We start from the raw sequence: 23,523 nt of genomic DNA on the forward strand, positions 1-23,523 counted from the left end.
AATAAAATACTGTATTGAAAATTGCACAAGTCATGCCAACAATATAAGTCACTAATTTTTATAAATTTAATTAAAAACATTCTTCGATTTGTCAGCAAAGCTGTTGGTTTTAAGACAGTTCTATGCTGTTGAAACAACAAGATCCCTCTGATATCTCAAAGGGATCTAAACTTATTATTTTAATTTATATCCAACCAAGGGTAAGACTTCTTCAGCAACCCGATATGCTTCTTCCAAATGTGGGTTACTGGCGAGAATAAAATGCCCAACACCAATGTCGATATATTCTTGTAAGCGCTGTGCCACTTGTTCATAGCTCCCCACTAAAATACAGTTTGGACCACCCCTTACATTTGACATACCAGCCCAAACATTTGGACTGACAAATAAGTCTTCAAAACGATTGCCTTGTGCTAAGGCCTGCTGACGTTTTGCACCAACCGACTCAGTATCTTTACGTTCAAATGCATTGCCATCAACAGCGATGGTTTCATACATCTGTTTAAGTTCTTGAAACGCTTGTTCCTGTGTGGGGCGTGCCAAAATATCAATACGCATACCAAACTTTAGCTTATGGTCTGGGGTATTTTGTGCAAGGAAGGAGCGCGCCTGTTCAATCACTTTTTTCTGCTGTTCAACAGGTTCCCCCCAGGTTAAGTGGATATCGGCATGCCGACCTGCAACTTGCAGTGCCGCTGGACTAGCTCCCGCTAACCACAAACGAGGAACGTCATATTGATTCATTGGGTATTTCAAACCACCTTGTTCAACGTGGAAAAACTTTCCATCATAGTCAAAAGGTGCCTGATGCGAATACCCTTTTACAAACTCTAAAAATTCATTGGTTCGCGCATAGCGCTGATCATGTTCAATAAAATCACCATAGGCACGTTGCTGTGCCCCACCGCCACCTGAAATCACGTTCCATTCAACCCGTCCCTGACTGAGACGCTGCAAACTTGCTGCCATTTGGCTTGCGTATGCAGGATGGATAAACCAAGGTTGAATCGCAATCAATAATCGGAGTCTTTTGGTTTCTCTTGCCAATGCCGATGCCAGCACCCACGGTTCTTCAGTATGTGGAAAAGCAGGAATCAATGCGCCGTGAAAACCCACGATATCTGCGGCTTTTGCTACCTGTTGTACATAATCATAGTAGGCAAACAATTCATCTTGATGTTGAGGTGCCACACGTTGAGGGGATTGTACTGCTGGGCTCAGCTGGTTCCATTCACCTCGTGTATGTAACTGATGTGCTCGACGACCATCCCCATGCACAGGGATTCTCCACAAAAATTCAACAGACATAATACTTCTCAATAATTTAAAGGTTTTACACGCTATCGTGAGTGATACAACTTATGAGCAGAAACCATGCCGTTTTTTATTCAATAATGAATTCATCTATATTGTTGTTTTATCTAAATATTATAAAAACCCAGCTAAACATGGTGTTGAAATTTCAACACTTATCCATCCAATACTGTCGGTTTCACAACATAACCTGTTTAATCCATTCAAATAACACCAATCATAAAAACATAACAAACTGATTTATATAAAATAATTATTTTGGCTTGGTTCTTGCTCTATCCCCTTATATTTCTAGATTTTTATGATGATATGCGTATTTTTTCTGGTCTTTTTTTAAGTTTTAGTCTTTTAGGATTGGTTGCTTGTGGCGTACACAAAACCGAAGATCCAAACCAAAGTAAAACCGGTCAACAACAGCTTCGTATTGCGGTTGTGGCCAATGGAACTTCTGGCGGTCTGGACTTTATTGGTGTACCACAACTTATTGCACAGGACCCCATTTTTCTAAAAGCATTAAAGCAGAAAAATATTGAATTAAAGTGGGAACCTGTAACCACTGCGGCTGTGGCCACCTTAGTCAATGAAAGCTTTATCAACAATAAAATTGATTTTGCTTTTTATGGCAATCTTCCTGCGGTAGTACTCAATGCCACTGGTGTTAGAACACAAATTGTCGTCCCTGGCGGAGTCGGTAATAATGTTTATTTGGTGGTTCCAGCGGATTCACCCATCAAAACCATTGAGGACCTCAAAGGTAAAAAGATTGCCTTACATCGTGGTCGTCCTTGGGAAATTAACTTTGCTCAATTGATACAGAGTAAAGGTTTAAAGCTTAAAGATTTTCAAATCATCAATCTCAATCCACAGGCGGGAGCTGCTGCTTTATCCGCTAAAAGCGTCGATGCATTTTTTACCTTAAGTGATGCGCTCACTTTACAAGATCGCCATCTTGGCAAAATTATTTGGTCATCGCAAAGTCTACCCGCTGACTGGAAAATGCGTGCTGAACTATGGGGACGCAAGACTTATCTGGATCAACATCCAGACACAACCCAACTACTTGCTGATGCGACAGTACGGGCAATGCAGTGGATTTCACAGCATCAAGATGAATTCCAACAAAGCCAAACCAAATTTGGTCAGCCTCTAAGTGTGATTCAACGCGAAAGTCAAAATACCAGCAGTAACTGGCAACAAGATTGGTCACCTGAGTACCAAGTGGATTTTCTTAAACAGCATTATGCAAAAGTCATCGACCATGCTGTAAAAAACCAATTGATTCAAACGCCAATCAAAGCTGAAGAGTTGCTCAATGCTCAGTTTACCAGTCAAGCCATTCAAAATTTACAACCACTTGATATTCAACATAAGTAAGGAAACTAGGTCATGAAAATCCTCGTAAATCCGCTTATCGAAAAAAAAATTGTGGCGATCAAAGCACCATTATGGAGGCGATTGTCTTCTGAGCAGGTCTATCGCTTGCTCTCATTCCTTTCACCCATCTTGGCGTTACTGGTTTGGCAATTGATTAGCTATTTACAGATTTTTCCAACCCAAATTTTAGTACCACCTATAACGGTATGGCAGACATTTCTTGCCTTGTTGCAAAGTGGTGAACTACAACTGCATTTAAAAGATAGCCTTTCTCGACTGCTGATGGGTTTTTCAATTGCGGCCACCTGTGCGATTTTGTTTGGCATTGCCTATGCATCTCTCACCTCTTTCCGAAATTACACTTATATTTTGTTCAATATCCTTTATCAAATTCCAATCTTTGTGCTTATTCCTATTTTTATTTTGGTTTTTGGCATTGGTGAACTATTTAAAATTTTACTGATTATTAAAGCCTGTTTTTTTCCAATCGCACTCACAACAGCGGATGCTGTTAGAAATATTCCTAAAAAATATATTGAATTGGGCCAGATCTACAAACTAAAAACTCCAGCATGGTTGAGATACATCATCATCCCTTGCATCCTCCCACCATTAATCGGTGGACTGCGGATTGCTCTAGGTCGTGCTTGGTTGATTTTGGTGGCCGTTGAATTACTTGCTGCAGGCACTGGCATTGGTCAAATGATGGAGCTCGGACGACAAATGTTACGTTTAGACGTTGTCATGGTCGGAGTTTTTATTACAGGAATCATTGGTTTTGCTTTAGATAAAACTTTACGTCAGCTCGAACAATATCTTGTATCACCTGCATTGAGTTCAAGGGGGAAATAATGTCACAGCATCCACTGAACTTAAAAAGTGCTTTTGCGCAACCACTGATCTTGATCAAAGGTCTGCTGCTCCCGCTCCTTTTACTGGCTTTATGGCAATACAATTCAAGTTTAGGCGCCAGTCATGCCTATGCATTTGTGCCTTTACAGAAGGTGTATTTTGCTTTTATTCAGCTGCTTGAAACAGGTGAATTATGGTTAAACACATGGGGAAGTCTTAAAAAAGCTGGACTGGGATTTTTACTTGGCTCGACAACAGGGCTACTACTCGGTGCCTTACTTGCCTATTCAAAAATTTTAAATGCCTTGGTTTCACCATTATTTAATAGCATTCGCCAAGTACCCTTACTTGGTTTAACCCCATTGATTGCACTGTGGTTTGGCAATGGTGAGCAGGCAAAAATCTTTATTATTGCGCTTGCTTCTTTTTTCCCGATGGTGATTAACAGCTTTCAAGGGCTAAGTCATTATGACCAGAAATACAGTGAAGTCGCTCGTATTTACAAATTATCTTTTTGGCAGGAATTTAAAAAAATCCGTTTCCCTCAAGCTCTCCCATATATTTTAACGGGGTTGAATTTAGCGGTGCCTTTTACATGGATTACCACAACTGCCAGTGAGCTGTCATTCAATGCTGGTGCAGGCTTAGGCAATTTAATGATGAAAGCTGAAATCAATGCCGAAATGGATATTTTGTTGGTGTGTGCAATCACGGTCACCCTCAGCGGTATTGGCATGACGCTTTGCATTCACTTGATTTCTAAACGACTACTGCAATGGCGTGTTTAACTGAATCACCCATCTCATCAGGATATTGATATGAGCTTTTCCTTACTCTCGATTAAAAAACTCAATAAATCATTTTATCGAGATCAACAAACTTTCACCGTATTAGATGGTATTCATCTCGATATTCAACAAGGAGAATTTATTTCTATTGTCGGAAGCAGTGGCTGTGGTAAATCGACCTTGTTGCGCTTAATTGCAGGATTAGATAAAGACTATCAAGGTGAGATTTTACTGAATCAAACACCAATACAAGGGACAGATTTAAAACGAGGTTTAATTTTTCAGGAGCACCGTCTATTGCCTTGGCTCAGTGTTTCCGAAAATATTCATTTAGCACTCGAAGAAACCGAGTTAAGCCGTGCCGAAAAAAATGCCCGTGTGGCAGAACATCTTACAATGGTGGGTTTAAAAGGTTTTGAAAATGCTTATCCACATGAGCTATCGGGTGGTATGGCGCAGCGGGTAGCGATTGCACGAGGCTTGGTTAATCAGCCTGATATTTTACTTTTAGATGAACCCTTTGGTGCTTTAGATGCAATTACACGTAGCCATCTGCAAACTGAATTACAACGTATTTGGCAAGATCAAAAGATCACCATGATTCTAGTTACACATGATATAGAAGAAGCGGTTTATCTGGGTGATCGCGTGATCGTAATGTCTGCTCGACCAGGAAAAATTAAACAAATCATTCAAGTTCCTTTGACCCATCCAAGACATAAAGACAGCGAATTATTATTTAACTATCGTAATCAAGCACTCAATATGCTGGACCATAGCGCATAATGAAATCGAATATTCATCGATATAAATATTATTTAGAAAATATATTCAAGCATGATATTTATATCAACAAGTTTTAAATTATTAAGGAAATATGAAATGGGTTTATCAATTTGGCATATATTATTATTTGCCGTGATCGTTATTTTATTATTTGGTACATCAAAACTTAAAAACTTAGGTAAGGATTTAGGTGGTGCAATTAAAGATTTTAAAGACTCGGTTCATTCTGATGATCAAAAACTTTCTGAAACAAATCAGGCTAAAGAAATTCATCATCTCGATTTAAATAAAGAAAAAAACACTAACCGGTGAGTACTAAATCATTATGTTCAATATCAGTTTTGGTGAACTCTTGGCTTTTGCTGTTATTGCACTGATTATATTGGGACCTGAAAAGCTCCCTCAAACATTAAGGGTGGGATTACTTAAATACAGAGCCCTTAAAAATAACCTTAACAAAATCCAGCTAGAGTTAGAAAATGAACTGGAATTGCTTGAACTAAAAAGGATCATGCAAGAAGAGCTGCTCAAAATAAAACAAAACGAAGAGCTGCTCAAACAGCAGCTTGCACAAATGCAACACGAAATCCAAAGTGTACATAGCGCTGTTGCTATAGCACATCAAGCGCCCCCTTATCCCACACATGATTATGTTTATCAAATCTCTGCGCGTGAATTAAAAGTACCCTTTTTAATTTACACAACATCATCCAATATCTTGCGTGAGGATCAAGCTGCATGACCGAACAAATACTCAGTGAAACACTCACTGAAATGAAATATAGCGAACATTTAAAAGAGCTTAGAAAGCGTTTGATCTATAGCATTGCTACAGTCTTAACTATTTTTTTACTCTTATTGCCCCTTGCACAACACAATTATCATTTTTTGGCTCAACCCTTAATATCCCGATTGCCTAAAAATTCAACCATGATAGCTACAGATGTGATGAGTACATTTTTAGCGCCCTTTAAACTCAATATTTATTTTGCAATTTTATTGGCGATTCCCTTTATTCTTTATCAATTCTGGCGCTTTATTGCACCTGCTCTATATCAAAGTGAAAGAAAATTTGGCGTGGCGCTTGTGCTCTCCAGCATCGGTTTATTTTATCTTGGCATCTTATTTGCCTATTATTTGATTCTGCCTTTGGCGTTAAACTTCTTTGTCTTAGCTTCACCAGATAATGTTTTACCGATGACTGATATCAATAGTTATCTTGATTTCTGTCTCAAGCTTTTTCTGGCTTTTGGTATCGCCTTTCAAATCCCTGTACTCACCTACATTCTTATTTTTATTGGTATTCTTTCTATTCAACAATTGGAACATTACCGTAAACACATCATTGTTTTGTTTTTCTTTATCGCAATGTTTATTACACCCCCTGATATTTTTAGCATGCTTGCACTGGCAGTACCAATGTGGCTTTTGTTTGAACTTGGTTTATGGATCACAAAAATGACCAGCCCAAAATAAAACATCCATGGGTAAAATGGATGTTTCTATTGCACAGCCCAATTAAACAATTTCATTTTTATTTGGTAATAAATTATATCTTGATAACAAATTACGTAAAACATTGCGCGACAGTCCTAACATTTTTGCAGTCTTAACCTGATTATTCCAGCAACTTGAAAAAGCAGTATTGACGATTTTATCTTCAATGATGTGCCATGCTTCACCATCATATTCTTGAAATAAACGCTTGAGTACATCCTCAAACTCTTGAATCAAATCATTATCTGGTAAAACGCTTGAGCCACCCTCCTCTGAAAACCTTAAATGTTCAATATCAACGGTTTTGCCACCACTGATGAGCAGTGCATAATGGATATTATTTTCAAGCTCACGGATATTTCCCGGCCAACTATAGTTGAGTAGTGCATTTCTGGCGCGATCACTGATGCTGGGTTTCGGCGTAATCATCTTTTGCGAATAGGAGTTTAAGAAAAAATCCACCAAAGGCAAAATGTCACCCTTACGCTCTCGCAATGGTAAAATATTTAGCACAACCACATTTAGGCGATAGTATAAATCTAAACGGAATTTATTTTCCGCGACAGCTTTACGCAAATCAACATGTGTACCAGACAAGATGCGTACATTAATCGGGATCGGTTTACGTCCACCGACCCGAACAACTTCCTTTTCTTGCAATACACGTAACAGTTTTACTTGCAAAGACAACGGCAACTCACCCACTTCATCCAAAAACAAAGTTCCGCCGTCGGCTGTTTCAAAAATACCAGGGCGTGTCTTATGCGCACCCGTAAATGCGCCTGCTTCATAACCAAACAATTCAGATTCTGCAAGTGTTTCAACTAAAGCACCACAATTGACAGCAAGAAACGGCTTATTTTGGCGATCACTTTTCAAATGAATTTCACGTGCGATTAATTCTTTACCTGTACCTGATTCACCTTGGATGATCACACTGGCAGAACTTGGTGCAATGGTTTCAACTTGGCTTAATAGCTTACGAGAGTTTTGATCAGAAAATATAATCGCTTTTGCTCTTATTGGCTTAATTGGCACACCATTATCAGGCAAGGTAATTACTCTATAATCATTATCCAAATAGGATTTCATAATTAACCCTTTAAATAGCTGAGGAGGATATTAAAATAGAATAGTACAATTCTATTACAAAGCTGATAAATAATAATTACAGATATTTAATCCTAAATTTATATATTGAATGATTTAATAGGCGTTTTTGCTTATGCATTTATAATCAATGTATTTCTATTTTTATGCAATGTTGCTTTTTAAACAATATGTCTGTCAATTGATCATATATAAACAGCTTACAATAATATTTTTGAAAAAATTATATATTTTATCTCCCCTCACTATTTGGCATCTATTTTGCTCTTTTATTTAAAATTTACAGCATAGGTTAAGTGATGAGCATAGAGTTTGTGGGTATGGTTTTTCCAAATCAATGGTCTGAAACCAAAGGAACCCGAATTGGTCATAAAATTGATCTCGAATATTTACGTTATCATGCTCGTGCACATGAATATGCAGGCTTTGATAAAGTTTTAATCGCCAATGGACCAAGTAGCCCTGATAGTACCCAAATCGCAGCTTATCTGGCACAACAGACTGAACGACTTGGATTTATGATTGCACATCGCCCTGCGCTGATGACGCCTAATCTGGCTGCACGTTCCTTTGCCACACTAGACCATACCACTGGCGGAGGACGCATTCGTTTACATGCCATTACGGGGATTACCGCCGAACCTCAAGAAGGTGATGATATTGTTGATAAAATTCAACGTTATGAACGCACGGGTGAATATCTAGATATCATCCAAAAGCTTTGGAAAAGTGAGCAACCGATTCACTATGAAGGCAAATACTTTAAACTGGAAAATGCTTTCTGCCCTTTAAAACCGGTCAATGGAACTTCTATTCCGATTTCATTCGGTGGTTCTTCGGATATTGCCTACGATATCGCTGTGCGTCATGCAGATCTTTATTCGCTTTGGGGTGAGCCTTTAGCGGGCGTGAAAGAACAGATAAATAAACTTAAAAAGGCAGCAGAAGCAGCCAATAAACCACAGCCGCAGGTCAGTTTATCAGTACGTCTTATTATTGGGCCAACAGAACAACTCGCATGGCAACGTGCACAACAAATTTTAGCTGATATTCAGCAAAATCCAACGTTCCAAAATAATGGCTCACTTTCGGGACATAAAATTAAAGGCGTAGGTTCACAACGGTTACTGGCAGCAGCACAACAAGGTGATCGCCATGACCGAGCCTTATGGATGCCAACTGCAAGCGCAGTTGGGGCCTATGGTGATACCACCGCCCTTGTCGGAACGCCTGATACGATTATTTCCGCATTACTTGATTATGTAGATCTGGGCGTCACCACCTTTTTAAATCGTGGTTATGATCCAATTTACGATACTGTGGACTATGGTCGTTATATTATTCCTGCGGTACGAGCTGAGGCGGCCAAGCGAAACAAACAGATTGCCTAAGTCCTCAAGCTAAATAAAAACCGCTCATTTAATCGGATTGAATGAGCGGTTTTTATTGCTTGCTAATTTAAGGTCTTGTCATAACCATGAGCATCATTATGAGGGATGGTTATTTTCTTCTGATTTTCTATTGTAAATCTGGTTTGCAAATGGACTGAATCTTCTCCCCTGCAATCACCTTTTTGGCAAATGGAACAGAATCTTGTAGGGAAGCATTCACTGTCTCACTATGTCCCAATCCATGATACAAATGCCCTTCAACGACTGTACCTGCCTTACATGCATCCGCCACCAACTTCATTTGATTACGTGCATCTGGTGTACGATCATTTGCCCCAGTGCCAATAAATAATGGATGATTGATTTTTAAGGTCGGGTAATAACCATAATCATTGGATTGTTTTTCCAGTAATTTTTTATAGATCGATGGTGGATTCGCCTTATAGGCTTGCGCAGGTGAAAGTCCTGCTGTTTGAATATCTCCCATAAAACTGGTCAAACAGGCATTTCTTGCTTGTTCCACCAAAGGCACTGCTTCAGCGGTAAAAATATCTTCAGTTTTGATTTCAGGAAATAAGCTTTGCGTCACTAAAAAACTATAAATACCATATGCTAAGGATGGACTGACTTCATAAGGATTTAACTTTAACTGATTCTTTTCAGCTGTTGCCTCTGGGTCCTGATAAATCACCCCTGTGCCAATAGATCCTTTAATATTTAACTCTGGTGCATAGGTTGCTGAATAAGCTGAAGCTGAAACAGCCCCCGCCCCACCTTGAGATTGCCCCACAATAACAAAACGATTTGCTAGAGGTAATTTCGTTTTAAGCGCAGCTCGACCGCTGTCTAAAATACTATAAGCAAGCATTGGATTATTGATCAGCAAGTGCGGGCCAGCCACACCAAGTCCTTCATAGTCAGTTGCTACTACAGCGAATCCTTCTTTTAACCATCGGTTTAAATATTGTACATCTCGATAAGATCGTCCATTCCAAGAAGGTGCGCAGGCATCTGCTAGACCAACCGTACCATGTGCCCATAACACAACAGGCCAACCTTCTTTCGGTGGCGTACCTTTAGGAAGATGTACTGTCCCAGAAACCACAATGGGAGTCTTACTATCCCGTCCACTTGTTGAACTATATAAAATACGAATGGCCGTACTATCATTGTCCAAACGGATATAAGGGTTGCTGATGTCCTCTGTCTTTAAGAGTTTTCCAGCTTGTTCTGGAATCGCAGCTTTCCATGTATAAAATGCTGAAACACGTCCATCCCCATAACGATCTTCAGGCTGAGGGGCTTGCTGGGCATTTGCCATTCCAGCAGACGTTAGTATGCTTGCGACAAAAACGGATTTAACCACATTAGATATAAAAGTATTTTGCATTTTCATGACCTTGAAACCTATTTAAAAACTGTTTTAAAAATTTATTTTTTAATTTAAAAGTCGTAACTTACACGGCCATATAAATACGTTCCAAAGGCACCTTCTGGCGCATTAAAACTGTATTTGACGATGTTCCCTACAGATGAGTCTTTGGCTTTGTCTGGGTAACTGTTAAATAAATTGTTTGCGCCCAGATTGAATTTCAGCCCTTTTACCCATGCATCTGCTTTGTAGCCAAAGTCCAAATCAACAATCCATTGCGGATCAAAGGTCTGATCCAATGAAGTATTGGTATTATTTAAAGTGGTCCATTTATCATAACGACGGACTGCGGCATTGATACTCCACGCTTGATTTGACCAAAGTGCCCCCAATGCTAATTTGGTTTTTGGCGCTGTAGATTCAATTAGGCTTTGGGTATTTCGACCAGCAATACTAGAGACTGGAATTCGCTCACCTTTTGCAGTGATTGAGTCTCGGCTGTCAGTGATTTTATTTTTATGATAAGCCAAGCCTAAATTCAGCTTTAACTTGCCATATTGTTCAAGATCAAGATCATGTTTTAACGCGAACTCCAAACCACGCGTTTGCGTATCTAATAAATTATTAAAAAACGCCACATTGGCAATATTTGCATACGGCGTATTTGCAAAAGCATTATTGATCACGCTGCCAGTAATATTGTCAGAAAGTAAAATACGATTTCGAATATCGATTTGATAAAGATCTAAAGTTGCAGAGGTATTGATAAATGGTTTGAGTACCAAACCTAAAGAATAATTGGTCGATTTCTCAGGCTTAAGTGAAGTTCCACCAATCAGTAAAGCCGCTTCACTTCCCGCAACTAAAGTCCTTTGCTGTACATCTTGCCAACCTGTCGGAGTTTGCACCGTTTGTACACTATAAGCGGAGTATCCTTGCTGGGCTAATGACGGTGCGCGATAACCTGTATTGACAGATCCACGAAGGGTCAACTGCGGAGAAATATCATATTTGGCAAAGAGTTTGCCGTTGGTTGTCGAACCAAAGTCTGAATATTTTTCTGTTCGAATAGCAGCACCAACATTTAAATCTTTTACAATATCGGCTTCGAGATCCAAATAAATGCCGTACACATCTCGACTAATTTTGCGTTGGTCTTGATCTGTAATACCCGCGTATATACCTGGGATACCCGTACCTAAAGCCGTACTTGGATTAAAATAGGGTCCACGGGTATAGGCAATGGGGTCGCCTGCATTTTGTTTATATTGTTCCCAACGGTATAGCGCTCCCGTCGAAACAGTCAATGGACTGGCTAAACCATCAATTGCAAAATCACGACTATAGTCCAGTCCTGTATTGAGTTGGGCAAAAATGTTTTCCCCTAAATCATAATGAGAGGGTGAATCTGCACCATAACTTGGGTTAATACCATTGCCTTGTTCAGTACTGACTTTGTTTTGTCCATAAGTGGCATACAGGTCATATTTTCCTGAAGTCTGGTTGCCTTGTTTAACCCCAAACGTGGTCGCAAAATCATCCACACTGACTAAACTCAAAGGTGAGCGTCCATCAGGATAACGTTGCTTAAAATAAATGGATTGATTCAGTACTGTTTTGGTGGTTGGAGGTTCATAAAAATTTTCCCCGATGGTCTTACGATGCCCATAACTACTAAAACCATACAAGGCAATTTCATCAGTTAAAGGTAAATCTAAATTCGCAGTGATATTGATTTGGTCTTTTTGTTCAGGAGAACCAAATTTCCAAGTTCTAAATGGTGTGTTCTGCTCGGTATATTGGGCTGGGGTTGAACCATCATAAAATGTTCGCGTATCTGGTGCAGTATTACTTGCAGCTTCACGCTTTCCTAAATCTACGGCAACAGTTAAAGCACCATCATTGGGTAATTCAAAGCCTTTCCAAAGATTGATTTTATGCTGTTCACCATCCCCTTGTGTATAGCCTCCAGTTTGATAACTCACGCCACCACCATGATCACGTGATTTCAATATAATGTTAACCACGCCCGCGATCGCGTCAGAACCATATTGAGCTGCGGCACCATCTCGTAAAATCTCTATACGTTCAATGGCACTAATCGGGATTAGGCTTAAATCTGTTACCGCAGCACCTCTCCCCCCAGCATACGCTTGTCGAGTGAAGTAAGCCGCTGTATGGCGACGTTTACCATTGATCAAAATTAAGGTTTGATCTGCAGATAAACCTCGCAATGCAATACTCGGCGGCACCGATGCACCGAAACCACCCGCAGGTGATGTTGGTAAACTCACTGACGGCGATAAGCGTGTTAATGCAGCTGCAAGATCACCTGCCCCTGTTTCTTGTAGTTCTTTGGCTGTCACAATGTCTACTGGAGCAGGAGCCTCTAAAGCACTATTGATAGCTCGCCGAGAACCCGTTACAACAACTGATTGCAATGTCACGACATCCTCTTTTTCTGATACAGGCCTTTGTTCATTTGCCAAAGTGATTGAGGCGGTAAGTGTACTGAACGCAAAAACAGAAGAATGAAGAATGAATTGAGAAAAATATGTACGCATATAAGCTTCCTTAACGATCTGCACCGATATAGCAAAGCCAATGCCAAAATTTTTATTATTGAATATCAAAAACTTGTCATTAAAAATAAAAAATCATTGTTTATATTTAAACAATGATTCGAAAAAATGTTTATAAAACCACAGATTTGCTAGTGGCGCATAAGCTTATACAAGTTGATTGTGTAAATAAGATTGATACAACTGATAGTAAGATTGTTGCTGTTGAATCATTTGTTCATGAGAACCTTGTTCCACTACAGCCCCATTCTCAATCACCACAATTTTGTCGGCTTCTTGAATGGTACTTAAGCGATGTGCGATCACAATACAGGTTCTATTTTTACATAAGCGTCGAAGGGCATATTGGATTTTCTGTTCCGTATAAATATCAATCGCAGAGGTCGCTTCATCTAAAATTAAAATTTTAGGATCAGCCAAATATGCACGTGCGAGACAAACAAGTTGGCGTTGCCCATGACTTAAATTTTTTCCGAGTGTTCCAACTTCAGTAAAATAACCATGAGGAAGCTGTCCTAGAATATCATCTGCACCAAGTTCTTCAATCGCCTGAATCAGTTGTTGATCTGTAGCTTCGGGTTGAATTAAACGTAAATTGTCTAAAATTGTGCCGCTAAACAAGACATTGTCCTGTAAAACAATACTGACATTTTGTCTTAAACTGTCCAGATGGATATCCTGTATCGGATAACGGTCTAAGAAAATCCCCCCCTGCTGAGGCTCATAAAACCGTGTCAGTAACTGAACGATCGTGCTTTTACCATGACCTGTCGGCCCCACGATCGCAACCACCGTTCCAGCTTCGATCTCTAAATCAAAATTTTGTAAAACAGCTTTGGTGGTATAAGCAAAATCTACAGACTGAAAACGAATATGCCCGTTAAGTTGCCCTAATTTCAACGCATGTGGTGCATCTTGAATGCTAGATTGGGTATCTAAAAGTAGAAATATCCGTTGTGCACACGCTGCACCATTGGCATAACGCTCAAATAAATCGGTCAATTCCTGTAAAGGTGCCAAGAATAAAAACACATAAAAAATACTTTCGGCAAACTGTCCAATACTGATGACACCTTCACTATAAGCATAACTTCCAATCACAATAAAAACTGCGGTTGCCACTGTCGAAAGCAATCCAGTAAATGGGGCAAACCAGCTGGTCCGCTTACTTCCATAAATAATAGAATCATTAAAATCTTTTAAGAGCTGCTGATAGCGCTGTTGATTGGTTTCACTATAATTCAATTGCTGAATAATTTTGGCGCCATTTACCGTTTCAACCAAATGTGCAGTAAATCGACTGCGTTCTTCGGCAACCCGTCCCCAATGCCGTTGTGATGACTTTTTAAATATTGCAGTCATTGTCAATAAAATCGGCAAAGTTGCAAATAAACACCAGAAAAATGGGGGATAGATATGCCACAAAAGCACAGATGCTAATCCACAACGTAAAATCGCAGAAAGTAGTTCAGGTGGTCCTTGTATCAATACTGGTTCTAAAGTATCCACATCACGATCCGCTCGTGAAATAATTCGGCCGGCTTTAGTTCGATCAAAATAACCAATATTTAAAGCTTGAATATGTTGAAATAATGAACGTCTTAGATCATTAATGACACTTAAAGCCGCTTTTCCAGACAAGTATTTTGATACACCTGCTAATCCAAAACGACACACCCAGCTGAATGCCAGAATAGCAATTGCTATAAAAAGTACTGGCTGATACAACACCAGTTTACCAGCCACTTGCTGAAATCCAGAATCTAAAATGTACTTGACTGCCCATGGACGTACAAAGATGCTCAGCACTTGTAAGATTTCTACTGAGATCATGGCCAGAATTAAATAACGAATCGGATAAAGCAAAGGAATGAGTTTTTTTAACATTCCGCGATGTAGTGCGGTTTTTGCTAAGTTTTCTTCGATCTGCAGATCAGAGATTTTCGCCAGCGGACGGAAATTTTTAACCGTGGTATTCATGCTTAAATCTCCTGTTGCGCTTTTTGAAAGCCCATCAACTCCCGATAAAATACGCAATGCTGGAGCAATTCTGTGTGGCTCCCTTGAGCAAGAATTTGTCCCTGATCTAATACGATAATGCGATCTGATAAAGAAATCGTGGTCTGTTTATTTGAATTGATCAGAATGGTTCTTTTGAGCTGATTTTTATTGTCAGCCAAGCCTGATAAACGCTGTAATACTTGTTTTTCTGTAGTGGAATCTAAAGCACTGGTTGAATCATCAAGCGCCAAGATTGGCGAGTTTTTTAAAATTGACCGTGCCAGTGCAATCCGTTGTTTTTGCCCTCCAGATAAGGTGACTCCCTTGTCCCCTATTCGTGTCTCCAGACCAGCATCGAGTCGCTGTAACAGTTCAGATGCTGAAGCCAAATGCAACGCGTCTCGCATCTCCTGTTCAGTCGCATCCTGTTTGGCTATTTTTAAGTTATCCGCCAAGGTTCCTGAGAAAAAGAAATTATCTTGCGGAATAATCTGAACCATATGACGTAAGTTAACCAAACTAAGATCTTTAAGATTGAGCCAACCGCGTTGATCTGAACCAATCCAGACCTGCCCTGCGGTTGGATCGATAAAACGATTGAGCAAGTTCATCAGTGTGGTTTTACCCGCTCCAGTTTTCCCCACAATGGTGACGATTTCACCTGCTCGGAATTCAACATTACACTGTTTTAAAATATACTTTTCTGTGCTTCGATCCTGAAAACTGACATTTTCCAATCGAATATTTAAACCTTCATCCCCATCAGCATCCCCTTGTAGTGGCAAAGCATGTGCAGCATCTACAATTGCCGATTTCTCATCTAGCATTTGCCATATTCGAGTTGCCGATGAACGTGCATCTGCAAAAATATGTAAGACCTGTCCAATACTTTCAATACGAAACACCAATAAATTTGCCATAAGTACAGCAGCCACAAATTGCCCAATCTGTAATTGATTTTGTCCAATTAAGTAACCACCAAACCCAATCACCCATAAGTAAGAACAGGCAATAATCATTTGAGGAATCGGTAAGCGTTGTGCACTGGTGCGAATGGTTTGAATAGAATGACGAATAAAGCTATCAACTGCAGCATCAAAACGTTGTAAGAGCTTTTCCTCAAGTTGAAAGGCTTTGACCACTCGAATGCCATTGACGCTTTCAGCCAAAGTATCACTGACTTTTTCATAGGCATAGGCAACTTGATGATCCAGCACCACCAACTGATTGGTCAGTTTAAACAGCACTGCTAGGCCTAGAAAAATAAAAATAAGCGGGACGATCCCCAACCAAGGATGATACCAACACAACAATCCGACTGTTGCGGCGACCACTAGACTGGATTCAAACACTTGTCGCCAAAAATTAATTAAAGCTTCTTTTAATTTATCTGAATCTCGGGTGGTTCTTGATAAAACTTCACCTAATCCGTGTTTCCAGTGCCATGAAACATCTAAATGCTGGACCTGACTAAAGATTCTTTCTCTTAAAATACTTAACAATTGCTGCCCGATCGTCAAGGCACTTAAACCCGCTAAATATTGAATAATGGCACGAAGTAAAGCGATACCTGTCAGTAGAATAAACCAAAACCACGGATTTAACGGATCTGTAAAAGCATGTTGAAATAAACTTTCAGGTTGGCTGTGTTTTAGCGTATCAATCGCATGTCCGATTGAATATTGCTGTAGTGCTAAACCAAAATTGGCAAGGACAAATAATGTTGCCGTCAATACAAAGCGAAATGGCATAAAACGATATAAGGCCAAACTTCGCAGCAGTGGATAATTTTTAAACATAAAAATAAAACAACAACTAAAGATCTATAGCTCACTGCGAGATCTATGCCAAATTTTTCAAAGGCATAAATATTTTAATCCACTGTTTTATATTGTTTTTTTAAAAAACATGTTTGATGAGATGTTTGATTTAAAACATCCGCACTTATTCTCTGTTGTTATTGCAACAATATTTGATATATCAACATCATAAAAATAGATATTAAAAATATATTTTAAATATTAACAAGTTAAACAATGGCATCAATATTGCTTTAAAGCATTCAAATCACAACAGGATGTCACAATGACAACACTTCAAACGCAACCATTGAATACACTTTGGTATACACGCTGTCCAGTTCCTACAGGGCTCGGAATCTCAATTCAAAAAGGCTGGCTAAAAGAAAAATTTATTGAGCAACAAATTGAAATTAAATCAATTCGTGAATCGAACTCAAAAGAGGTTCGTAACTCACATTTTAACCATACCCTTGCCAATTCAGTTCGGCATGGTGGCAGTATTCCTGCAATTTGGGCATATGCTTCTGGACAAAAAACCAAAGTCATCGGTTTATCTTGGGCAGATGAAGTCCAATTACTGCTGACTCGATATGATTCCCAAATTAAGACGGTTGAGGATCTAAAAGGTAAACGCTTTGGGCTCCCACTGAATCAAGATGCCATCATCGATTTCTCTCGTGCTCAAGCCATTCGCGGTTTAGAAAATGCATTAAAAACAGTAAATCTTAAGGTCAGTGATCTGGAACTGGTGGATTGTCTGCGTGCTGATATATTAGTGGCGCAACAGCAAAATCATACCGAAGAAAATGATGCGAGTTTCTTTAGCAATGGTAATAAACTGAGCGCAAGTGCAGAGATTGTGGCTTTAATCAAAGGGGATGTCGATGCCATCTTTTTAAAAGGCGCACATGCAGCACAAATTGCCCATGATTTTGCCCTGCATACCATTATTGATATTGGTTCACATCCCGACCCTATCCTACGTTCAAATAATGGTACCCCTCGAACACTAACTGTGGATGAAGATTTTCTATCGCAATATCCACAACAAGCTCAATCCATCGTCGATGCGGTTTTACAAGCTGAACAATGGGCGCATGTGCATGCAGATGAAACTCACCGCTATCTGGCTAAAGAATGTAATAGCAGTGAACAATGGGTCCATGCAGCTTATGGCGCAGATGCACATCTCAAGCTGAATACCAATTTTGATGAAACATCGATTATTGCCTTACAAGACCTTAGTGACTTTCTCTATCGCTGGAAGTTTATTCCAGCTCAAATCAATGTTCGTGAATGGCTAGCACAAGACATTGCTATTCATGCACAAGTGGCTTAACAATACGAAAAAATAAAAGGTTGTCGTGATGACAACCTTTTATTTTTCAGCTTCCAAATTTAAGGCATCGCCTATACAAAAGCTTCTGACTATTCTCAACGCACAAAACGCTGCTTCTCACCGAAAAAAATATGCGATTAAGTACTGCCTCAAACAGTTGTGGATGAGGTTTCCGAATAGCATATTTTTGTCGAACTCAAATTATGACTTAAATTTGGTCACATTTTCAGCCTGTTTCTTTAAAAGCACAGAGTTATATTCACCAGGTGGAATATTATTTAAATAATAATTTCCAACATGATATAAACGCCAACGAATCGGATCATGTGTGGTATGTGTACGAGCATTACGCCAGAAACGATCTAAATTCCATTTTGACAAAGTAGAGCTTGCTCCAAGTAAGCCAAAAATTTCACTGGAAATTTTCAAAGATGCATGGTCTGACTGACTCCGTGTGGTAGCCACGGATAAAATCAATTCAGTTTGTAAGGCTTCATCTTCCAGATTGGTTAAATGTTGCTCAAAAATCGCTGCTGAGCGATCTAAAAGTGCTTCTGCTGAACGGACCAAAACTGCAAACTCGCCAATTTGCTTAATGATATGCGGTTCCTGTGTCGGGGAGTCGACACCACTTTCCACCCAAGGACGAGCATTCTGTTGCAAATAATCAATCCCCCCTTCAAGTGCACCTTTAGCAATACCTGTATCCATAGCTGCATGCAAAATCTGAGGCCAAGTTAAACCTGTGCGTAGCACTGTCCCTAAACCACCAGTATTGCGCTTTGCAACATAACGTTCATCGACAACAACATCTTTAAAATTGACTGTGCCACTGACACTATTGTTTTGCCCCATTGCATCCCAATCATCGAGCAGTTCTACCCCATGCGTATCACGATGAATCAAGATCGAAACAGGTCCATCATCACTGCCTGCAAATAAAGAGATCCACTCGGCCAATAAAGAGCCTGTGGAATAAAATTTACTGCCATTTAAGATTAACTGCCCTTGTGAATTTCTTTCTACACGGGTCTTATGCTGAAATTTATCTTTTCCGCCCACTTCTGCGAGTGCATTGCCTAAACGTTTACCACTCAATACATCACGCAATAATTGATCGCGAATATCATCCTCATAACCCGTTAAAATTCCTCGAAACATGGTGAAATGGATTTGTAGAAGTTGCCCCACACCACCATCTGCAGATGAAATGATCTTTACCACATTAACCAAAGTAGTAATACTTGCGCCTAAACCACCAAATTGTTGAGGAACAATAATCGCTGTCAGACCTGCTTCTGAAATTAAGCGGGCCTGTTCATAAGGAACACTTTTGTTATATTGAGGATCTTGAGCAAATTCAGTCAGTTGTTTTGCTACTGCCTTGGCAATATCCAATGCTTCTTGTTCACTTTGAATATGTCTTATACTGCCCAATTCTAAAAAATTGTGTTGCTGAATATCGTTCATTTTAACTCCGGAAAATCTCTTGTTTTTTATGCACAGATACGCTGTGCTGTAGTCTTAAATAAGCTTGGTGCATGTGTGAGCAAAGTTTTGGTATACCCATGTTGCGGATGACTCAGTACTTGATCGGTTTCACCGTATTCCACCAGATGGCCATTTTTTAAAACGGCAACTCGATCAGCAATTGCTCGAACTACCCCAAGGTTATGGGTCACAAAAAGTAAAGTTACGCCTTGCTTTTGCAGTTGTTGCAACAGTTTTAAAATAGATGCTTGTACTGACACATCTAAAGCAGAAGTAATTTCGTCGCAAATCAAAACATCAGGCTGACATAACAGCGCTCGTGCAATCGCTACACGTTGCCGTTCTCCGCCAGATAAATCTCTTGGGTAGAGCTCTTGAACCTGTGGAGGAAGCGATACTTGTTGAAGTACCTGAACGACCTTTTGTTGAGTTTCTTGCTGAGATGTAGCAAAAAAGTGCTGAACCACTTTAGTGAGTGTCTGTCCTATGGTATGTGCTGGATTCAAGGCTTTATATGGATTTTGAAAGATATACTGCAGTTTATGTCGTTGTGTTAACTGACGTTTTTGTCCCTGCAAGGACAATACTTCATCTGCTAAAATCACCTGACCTTCTGCATTTTCATTCAGTCCTGCAATCACTCTAGACAGTGTGGTTTTACCTGAACCAGACTCCCCGACTAAGGCCAAACATTCTCCACGCTGTATTTGAAAAGAAACATCGAAAAGTGCTTGTTGCTGGCCATACCAAGCATTGATATGTTCTACTTTAAGCAGTGCCTGTTGATCTGTTTTTAATTCAATCAGATGCGGATCAAGCTCTTGAAAATTGATCACACCCATTTCATCCCAATGATGACAAGCAACAAAATGTGGATCAACTCCTTGAGATAACAGGGTTAATTTCGGTTGCTGTTGATGACATAATTCGCTAGCGAAAGTACATCTTGCGGCAAAGGCACATCCTGTTGGACGGTCATTCGGTGAGGGTGCATGTCCTTCGATGGGGGATAAATATTTACGAATCGACACATCGGGGATGGCATTGAGTAAACCTTGAGTATAAGGATGTTTTGGCGTTTCAAATAACTGACTTAATGCGGCATCTTCTGCAATCTGGCCTGAATACAGGACGATTACGCGATCTGCAATATCTTTCACCACAGTCAAATCATGTGATACATAAATTGCTGCAACATTATATTCGCGACATAATTTACGAATAATATTTAGCACTAAAGTTTGGGTTGTAACATCCAATGCTGTTGTCGGTTCATCCAAGACAATTAAGCGAGGCTGTAACAAAAATGCCAATGCTAATAAAATCCGTTGTTGTTGCCCGCCGGAAAGCTGATGAGGGTAGCGTTTTAAAAACACATCATCCTGAGGCAATCCCACTTCATCTAAAATTTTAGCAACTTTATGATTTCTTTCACGACTGGATAAGCGTGATTGATGGACTTCTAATAACTCAAGTAGATGCTGTCCAATTGTTAATGCGGGATTTAGTGCCGTTCCCGGATCTTGGGCAACATGACTGATTTTATAACCTCGAATTTGACGCAAGGCGTGATCGTCAAGACTGAGGATATCTTGTCCATCCAGCGCAATTGTGCCTTGAATAATTTTGGCACCATGTCGTGCATAGCCCAATAACGCACTCGACAATGTGGTTTTACCTGAACCACTTTCTCCCACCAACCCAAGGACTTCGCCCTCGTTTAAATGAAAAGAAATATTCGAAACCACATGATTGCCTGTGTTGACCAACGCCACCGTTAAGTCTTTTACCTGTAGTACCGTATTCTTTAAAATCTCTGTCATGGTTACTTTTCCTCTATCCGCGCTGCGGCACGCCCTACACCTTCAGCCAACACATTGGTTCCCAGCGCAAACAAAGCAATTAAAATCACCGGTGCAAATACTGCCCACGGTTGAACCAATAACCCAGCACGATTTTCATTAATCATCAGGCCCCAATCGGCTGCAGGAGGTGCGATACCATAACCAAGAAAAGCCAGACCAGATAACATGCCAACAGCCCACGTCAACATCACCCCAAGATGAATTAATAAGGGTGTCAGCATATTAGGTAGGATTTCACGGAATAAAATATAGCTTTTCGAATAACCTAAAATTTTTGCGGCCTCTACATACTCTTGCTCAACCAAATTTAGCGCAACACTTCGTGCAAGACGTACTACCCCAGGAATAAAAGCAATCGAAACTGTGAGCACAATCAGCCATGGCTCACGCCCTAGCATCGAAACGATTAATAGCACTAAAATCAGATCAGGAAATGCCATAAAAACATCGGTAAGCCAAGTCACAAACTGGTCAACTTTATCTCGTGCAAAAGCAGCCAATATGCCTAAGCTGGAACCAATAATTAAAGCCACCAGACTGGCAGCGAGGGTCATCCAAATAATTGAAGCACCGCCCGCTAATACACGAGACCAAACATCATGCCCAATATAGTCATAGCCAAGAAAAGCCTGTGCTTCAGGCGCACCATAGGTTATGCCCACTAATGCAGTTGGTTCAAAAGGAACCAGCACTGGGCCAATAAGCGCAAATATCAAAACTAAGCTTGTCACCACAAAACCAAAACGGACTTGTCGCTCAGAAATCAAGGCTTTGAAAAACTTACGTTGATACCAATGAAGTGTACTCATTTCCCCTCTCCTGAATTGATATTCTTCAAGGCATTACGGCGATCGACAGGCTTTACCGTAATCGGTCGGCCAGATTTCCATAAACGTAATGCCTGACGTAAACCAGGTGAGCGGGCTTTATGTTTTTTTGCAGTGCGTATTTTCGGTGTGAGTAAAGTGGTCATTAAGTCTGCAATTAAATTGACCACCACCACACAGATGGTCAGCAATAACACAATCGCTTGAATGGTAGGAATATCCCGCATTTCAATTGCTGCATTCAATGCATTGCCAATTCCGGGATAACTAAATACAACCTCGATAATTAAAGCCCCACTGAGTAAAACCCGTATAGTCAATGCCGTGCCTTGTACCACAGGCACTAAAGCATTAGGTAAAACATGCTTCCAGATAATGCGATGCTCTGGAATACCGCGTAATCGTGCTGAAGTGACATAATCAGACTCTAAGGCATCGATCATTGAGCCTCGCACAAGACGCATGAGATAAGGAATAAGCGATAAAGCTAAAGTTAAAATGGGTAAAATTAAAAACTCTAACTGGCTAAACGGAGACTGCCCAGGAATCAGCAATGATGCAGCGGGTAATACATGCAAGATCGAAGTTGAAAATAACATCATCAGCCAAATGGCAATGACAAATCCGGGCACTGCTTTAAAAATAATCGAGCTAGATACAATGATTCGGTCTAGTTTGCTATCACGACGTAGCGATAACCAAACCCCAAGTAAAACTGAAATCGGTACAGTGATTGCCACCACCAAGCTACTCAAAGCAAGCGTATTACCAAAATAGTTTTGAATAATCTGTAACACAGGTACATTAGAATCAATTGAGCGTCCAAAATTACCTTGTAATAATTGAGTCAGCCAATTCCAGTATTGCACCAATATCGGTTGAGTCAGCCCCAATTGTTCACGCAGTATTTGAACCGTAGCTTCTGGTGCTTCTGGTCCTAAAATGACCCGTGCAGGGTCAGATGGAAGCGCTTGAGTCGCGATAAATACAATTAAACTAATCACAAAAATTACTAAAATTCCTGACACGATACGGGTCAAAAACCAAGGTAACCATGCAGGAAATTCAAACGACTTGGCGATAGCTGGATGTTGAATCGAGCTTTCAATTTTGCTGGCTTGAGTCGTCATCA

At 40.0% G+C, this 23,523-nt stretch carries 19 protein-coding genes; 9 read left to right on the forward strand and 10 right to left on the reverse strand.

What is annotated here, in order from left to right; genetic code table 11:
* Positions 1–174: 174 nt before the first annotated feature.
* Complete coding sequence (locus AC07U8_RS15825) at positions 175–1,308, reverse strand: LLM class flavin-dependent oxidoreductase (protein WP_239045144.1); 1,134 nt, start codon at positions 1,306–1,308, stop codon at positions 175–177.
* 315 nt (positions 1,309–1,623) lie between these two features.
* Between AC07U8_RS15825 and AC07U8_RS15830 the strand changes: the two genes are divergently transcribed.
* The 7 genes from AC07U8_RS15830 to tatC all read left to right on the forward strand — a co-directional run bounded on the left by AC07U8_RS15830 (position 1,624) and on the right by tatC (position 6,590).
* Positions 1,624–2,688 carry an ABC transporter substrate-binding protein gene (locus AC07U8_RS15830; RefSeq protein WP_239045143.1) on the forward strand — a complete coding sequence of 355 codons (1,065 nt, stop codon included), beginning with the start codon at positions 1,624–1,626 and terminating at the stop codon, positions 2,686–2,688.
* Positions 2,689–2,700: 12 nt separating this feature from the next.
* Entirely contained in the window at positions 2,701–3,540 is an 840-nt protein-coding gene (locus AC07U8_RS15835) for an ABC transporter permease (protein ID WP_004717490.1), read from the forward strand.
* Positions 3,540–4,328 (forward strand): ABC transporter permease, encoded by a 789-nt coding sequence (locus tag AC07U8_RS15840; RefSeq protein ID WP_494738255.1) that lies wholly within the window; start codon positions 3,540–3,542, stop codon positions 4,326–4,328. The genes AC07U8_RS15835 and AC07U8_RS15840 overlap by 1 nt, the downstream gene beginning before the upstream one ends.
* Positions 4,329–4,358: 30 nt before the next feature.
* A complete protein-coding gene (locus AC07U8_RS15845) occupies positions 4,359–5,114 on the forward strand; it encodes an ABC transporter ATP-binding protein (RefSeq protein WP_419309487.1) in 756 nt (251 codons plus the stop codon).
* Between the two features lie 96 nt (positions 5,115–5,210).
* Positions 5,211–5,426 carry a Sec-independent protein translocase subunit TatA gene (locus AC07U8_RS15850; protein ID WP_494738256.1) on the forward strand — a complete coding sequence of 72 codons (216 nt, stop codon included), beginning with the start codon at positions 5,211–5,213 and terminating at the stop codon, positions 5,424–5,426.
* Positions 5,427–5,439: 13 nt separating this feature from the next.
* Positions 5,440–5,856 (forward strand): Sec-independent protein translocase protein TatB, encoded by a 417-nt coding sequence (tatB, locus tag AC07U8_RS15855; protein WP_004823389.1) that lies wholly within the window; start codon positions 5,440–5,442, stop codon positions 5,854–5,856.
* Positions 5,853–6,590, forward strand: coding sequence for a twin-arginine translocase subunit TatC (tatC, locus tag AC07U8_RS15860; RefSeq protein WP_446083002.1), 738 nt, complete (start codon positions 5,853–5,855; stop codon positions 6,588–6,590). The genes tatB and tatC overlap by 4 nt, the downstream gene beginning before the upstream one ends.
* A gap of 42 nt (positions 6,591–6,632) precedes the next feature.
* Here tatC and AC07U8_RS15865 read toward each other — a convergent pair whose 3' ends face one another.
* A complete protein-coding gene (locus tag AC07U8_RS15865) occupies positions 6,633–7,703 on the reverse strand; it encodes a sigma-54 interaction domain-containing protein (RefSeq protein WP_494738257.1) in 1,071 nt (356 codons plus the stop codon).
* A 317-nt stretch (positions 7,704–8,020) separates the two neighbouring features.
* On the opposite strand from AC07U8_RS15865, the gene AC07U8_RS15870 reads away from it, so the two are divergent.
* Positions 8,021–9,112, forward strand: coding sequence for an LLM class flavin-dependent oxidoreductase (locus AC07U8_RS15870; protein WP_434279103.1), 1,092 nt, complete (start codon positions 8,021–8,023; stop codon positions 9,110–9,112).
* Positions 9,113–9,239: 127 nt separating this feature from the next.
* On the opposite strand, the gene AC07U8_RS15875 is transcribed toward AC07U8_RS15870, so the two are convergent.
* The 4 genes from AC07U8_RS15875 to AC07U8_RS15890 all read right to left on the reverse strand — a co-directional run bounded on the left by AC07U8_RS15875 (position 9,240) and on the right by AC07U8_RS15890 (position 16,866).
* Positions 9,240–10,502 (reverse strand): lipase family protein, encoded by a 1,263-nt coding sequence (locus tag AC07U8_RS15875; protein ID WP_494738258.1) that lies wholly within the window; start codon positions 10,500–10,502, stop codon positions 9,240–9,242.
* Between the two features lie 53 nt (positions 10,503–10,555).
* Positions 10,556–13,048, reverse strand: a complete 2,493-nt coding sequence (locus AC07U8_RS15880) for a TonB-dependent receptor plug domain-containing protein (RefSeq protein WP_494738259.1) — start codon at positions 13,046–13,048, stop codon at positions 10,556–10,558.
* Positions 13,049–13,213: 165 nt separating this feature from the next.
* On the reverse strand, positions 13,214–15,046 hold the full coding sequence (locus AC07U8_RS15885) for an ABC transporter ATP-binding protein (RefSeq protein WP_494738260.1): 1,833 nt from the start codon (positions 15,044–15,046) through the stop codon (positions 13,214–13,216).
* Positions 15,047–15,048: 2 nt separating this feature from the next.
* On the reverse strand, positions 15,049–16,866 hold the full coding sequence (locus AC07U8_RS15890; protein WP_494738261.1) for an ABC transporter ATP-binding protein: 1,818 nt from the start codon (positions 16,864–16,866) through the stop codon (positions 15,049–15,051).
* A gap of 286 nt (positions 16,867–17,152) precedes the next feature.
* Between AC07U8_RS15890 and AC07U8_RS15895 the strand changes: the two genes are divergently transcribed.
* Positions 17,153–18,208, forward strand: a complete 1,056-nt coding sequence (locus tag AC07U8_RS15895; RefSeq protein ID WP_494738262.1) for an ABC transporter substrate-binding protein — start codon at positions 17,153–17,155, stop codon at positions 18,206–18,208.
* 201 nt (positions 18,209–18,409) lie between these two features.
* On the opposite strand, the gene AC07U8_RS15900 is transcribed toward AC07U8_RS15895, so the two are convergent.
* The 4 genes from AC07U8_RS15900 to AC07U8_RS15915 are packed head-to-tail and all read right to left on the reverse strand — an operon-like array spanning position 18,410 to position 23,521.
* Positions 18,410–19,678: an acyl-CoA dehydrogenase family protein gene (locus AC07U8_RS15900; RefSeq protein WP_494738263.1), complete on the reverse strand. Its 1,269-nt coding sequence runs from the start codon at positions 19,676–19,678 to the stop codon at positions 18,410–18,412.
* A 26-nt stretch (positions 19,679–19,704) separates the two neighbouring features.
* Positions 19,705–21,522 (reverse strand): dipeptide ABC transporter ATP-binding protein, encoded by a 1,818-nt coding sequence (locus tag AC07U8_RS15905; RefSeq protein WP_494738264.1) that lies wholly within the window; start codon positions 21,520–21,522, stop codon positions 19,705–19,707.
* A gap of 2 nt (positions 21,523–21,524) precedes the next feature.
* Positions 21,525–22,373, reverse strand: a complete 849-nt coding sequence (locus AC07U8_RS15910) for an ABC transporter permease (protein ID WP_419285477.1) — start codon at positions 22,371–22,373, stop codon at positions 21,525–21,527.
* Positions 22,370–23,521: an ABC transporter permease gene (locus tag AC07U8_RS15915; RefSeq protein WP_154130560.1), complete on the reverse strand. Its 1,152-nt coding sequence runs from the start codon at positions 23,519–23,521 to the stop codon at positions 22,370–22,372. The genes AC07U8_RS15910 and AC07U8_RS15915 overlap by 4 nt, the downstream gene beginning before the upstream one ends.
* Positions 23,522–23,523: the final 2 nt, after the last annotated feature.

Source organism: Acinetobacter sp. GW821-FHT01E09, from assembly GCF_059422385.1.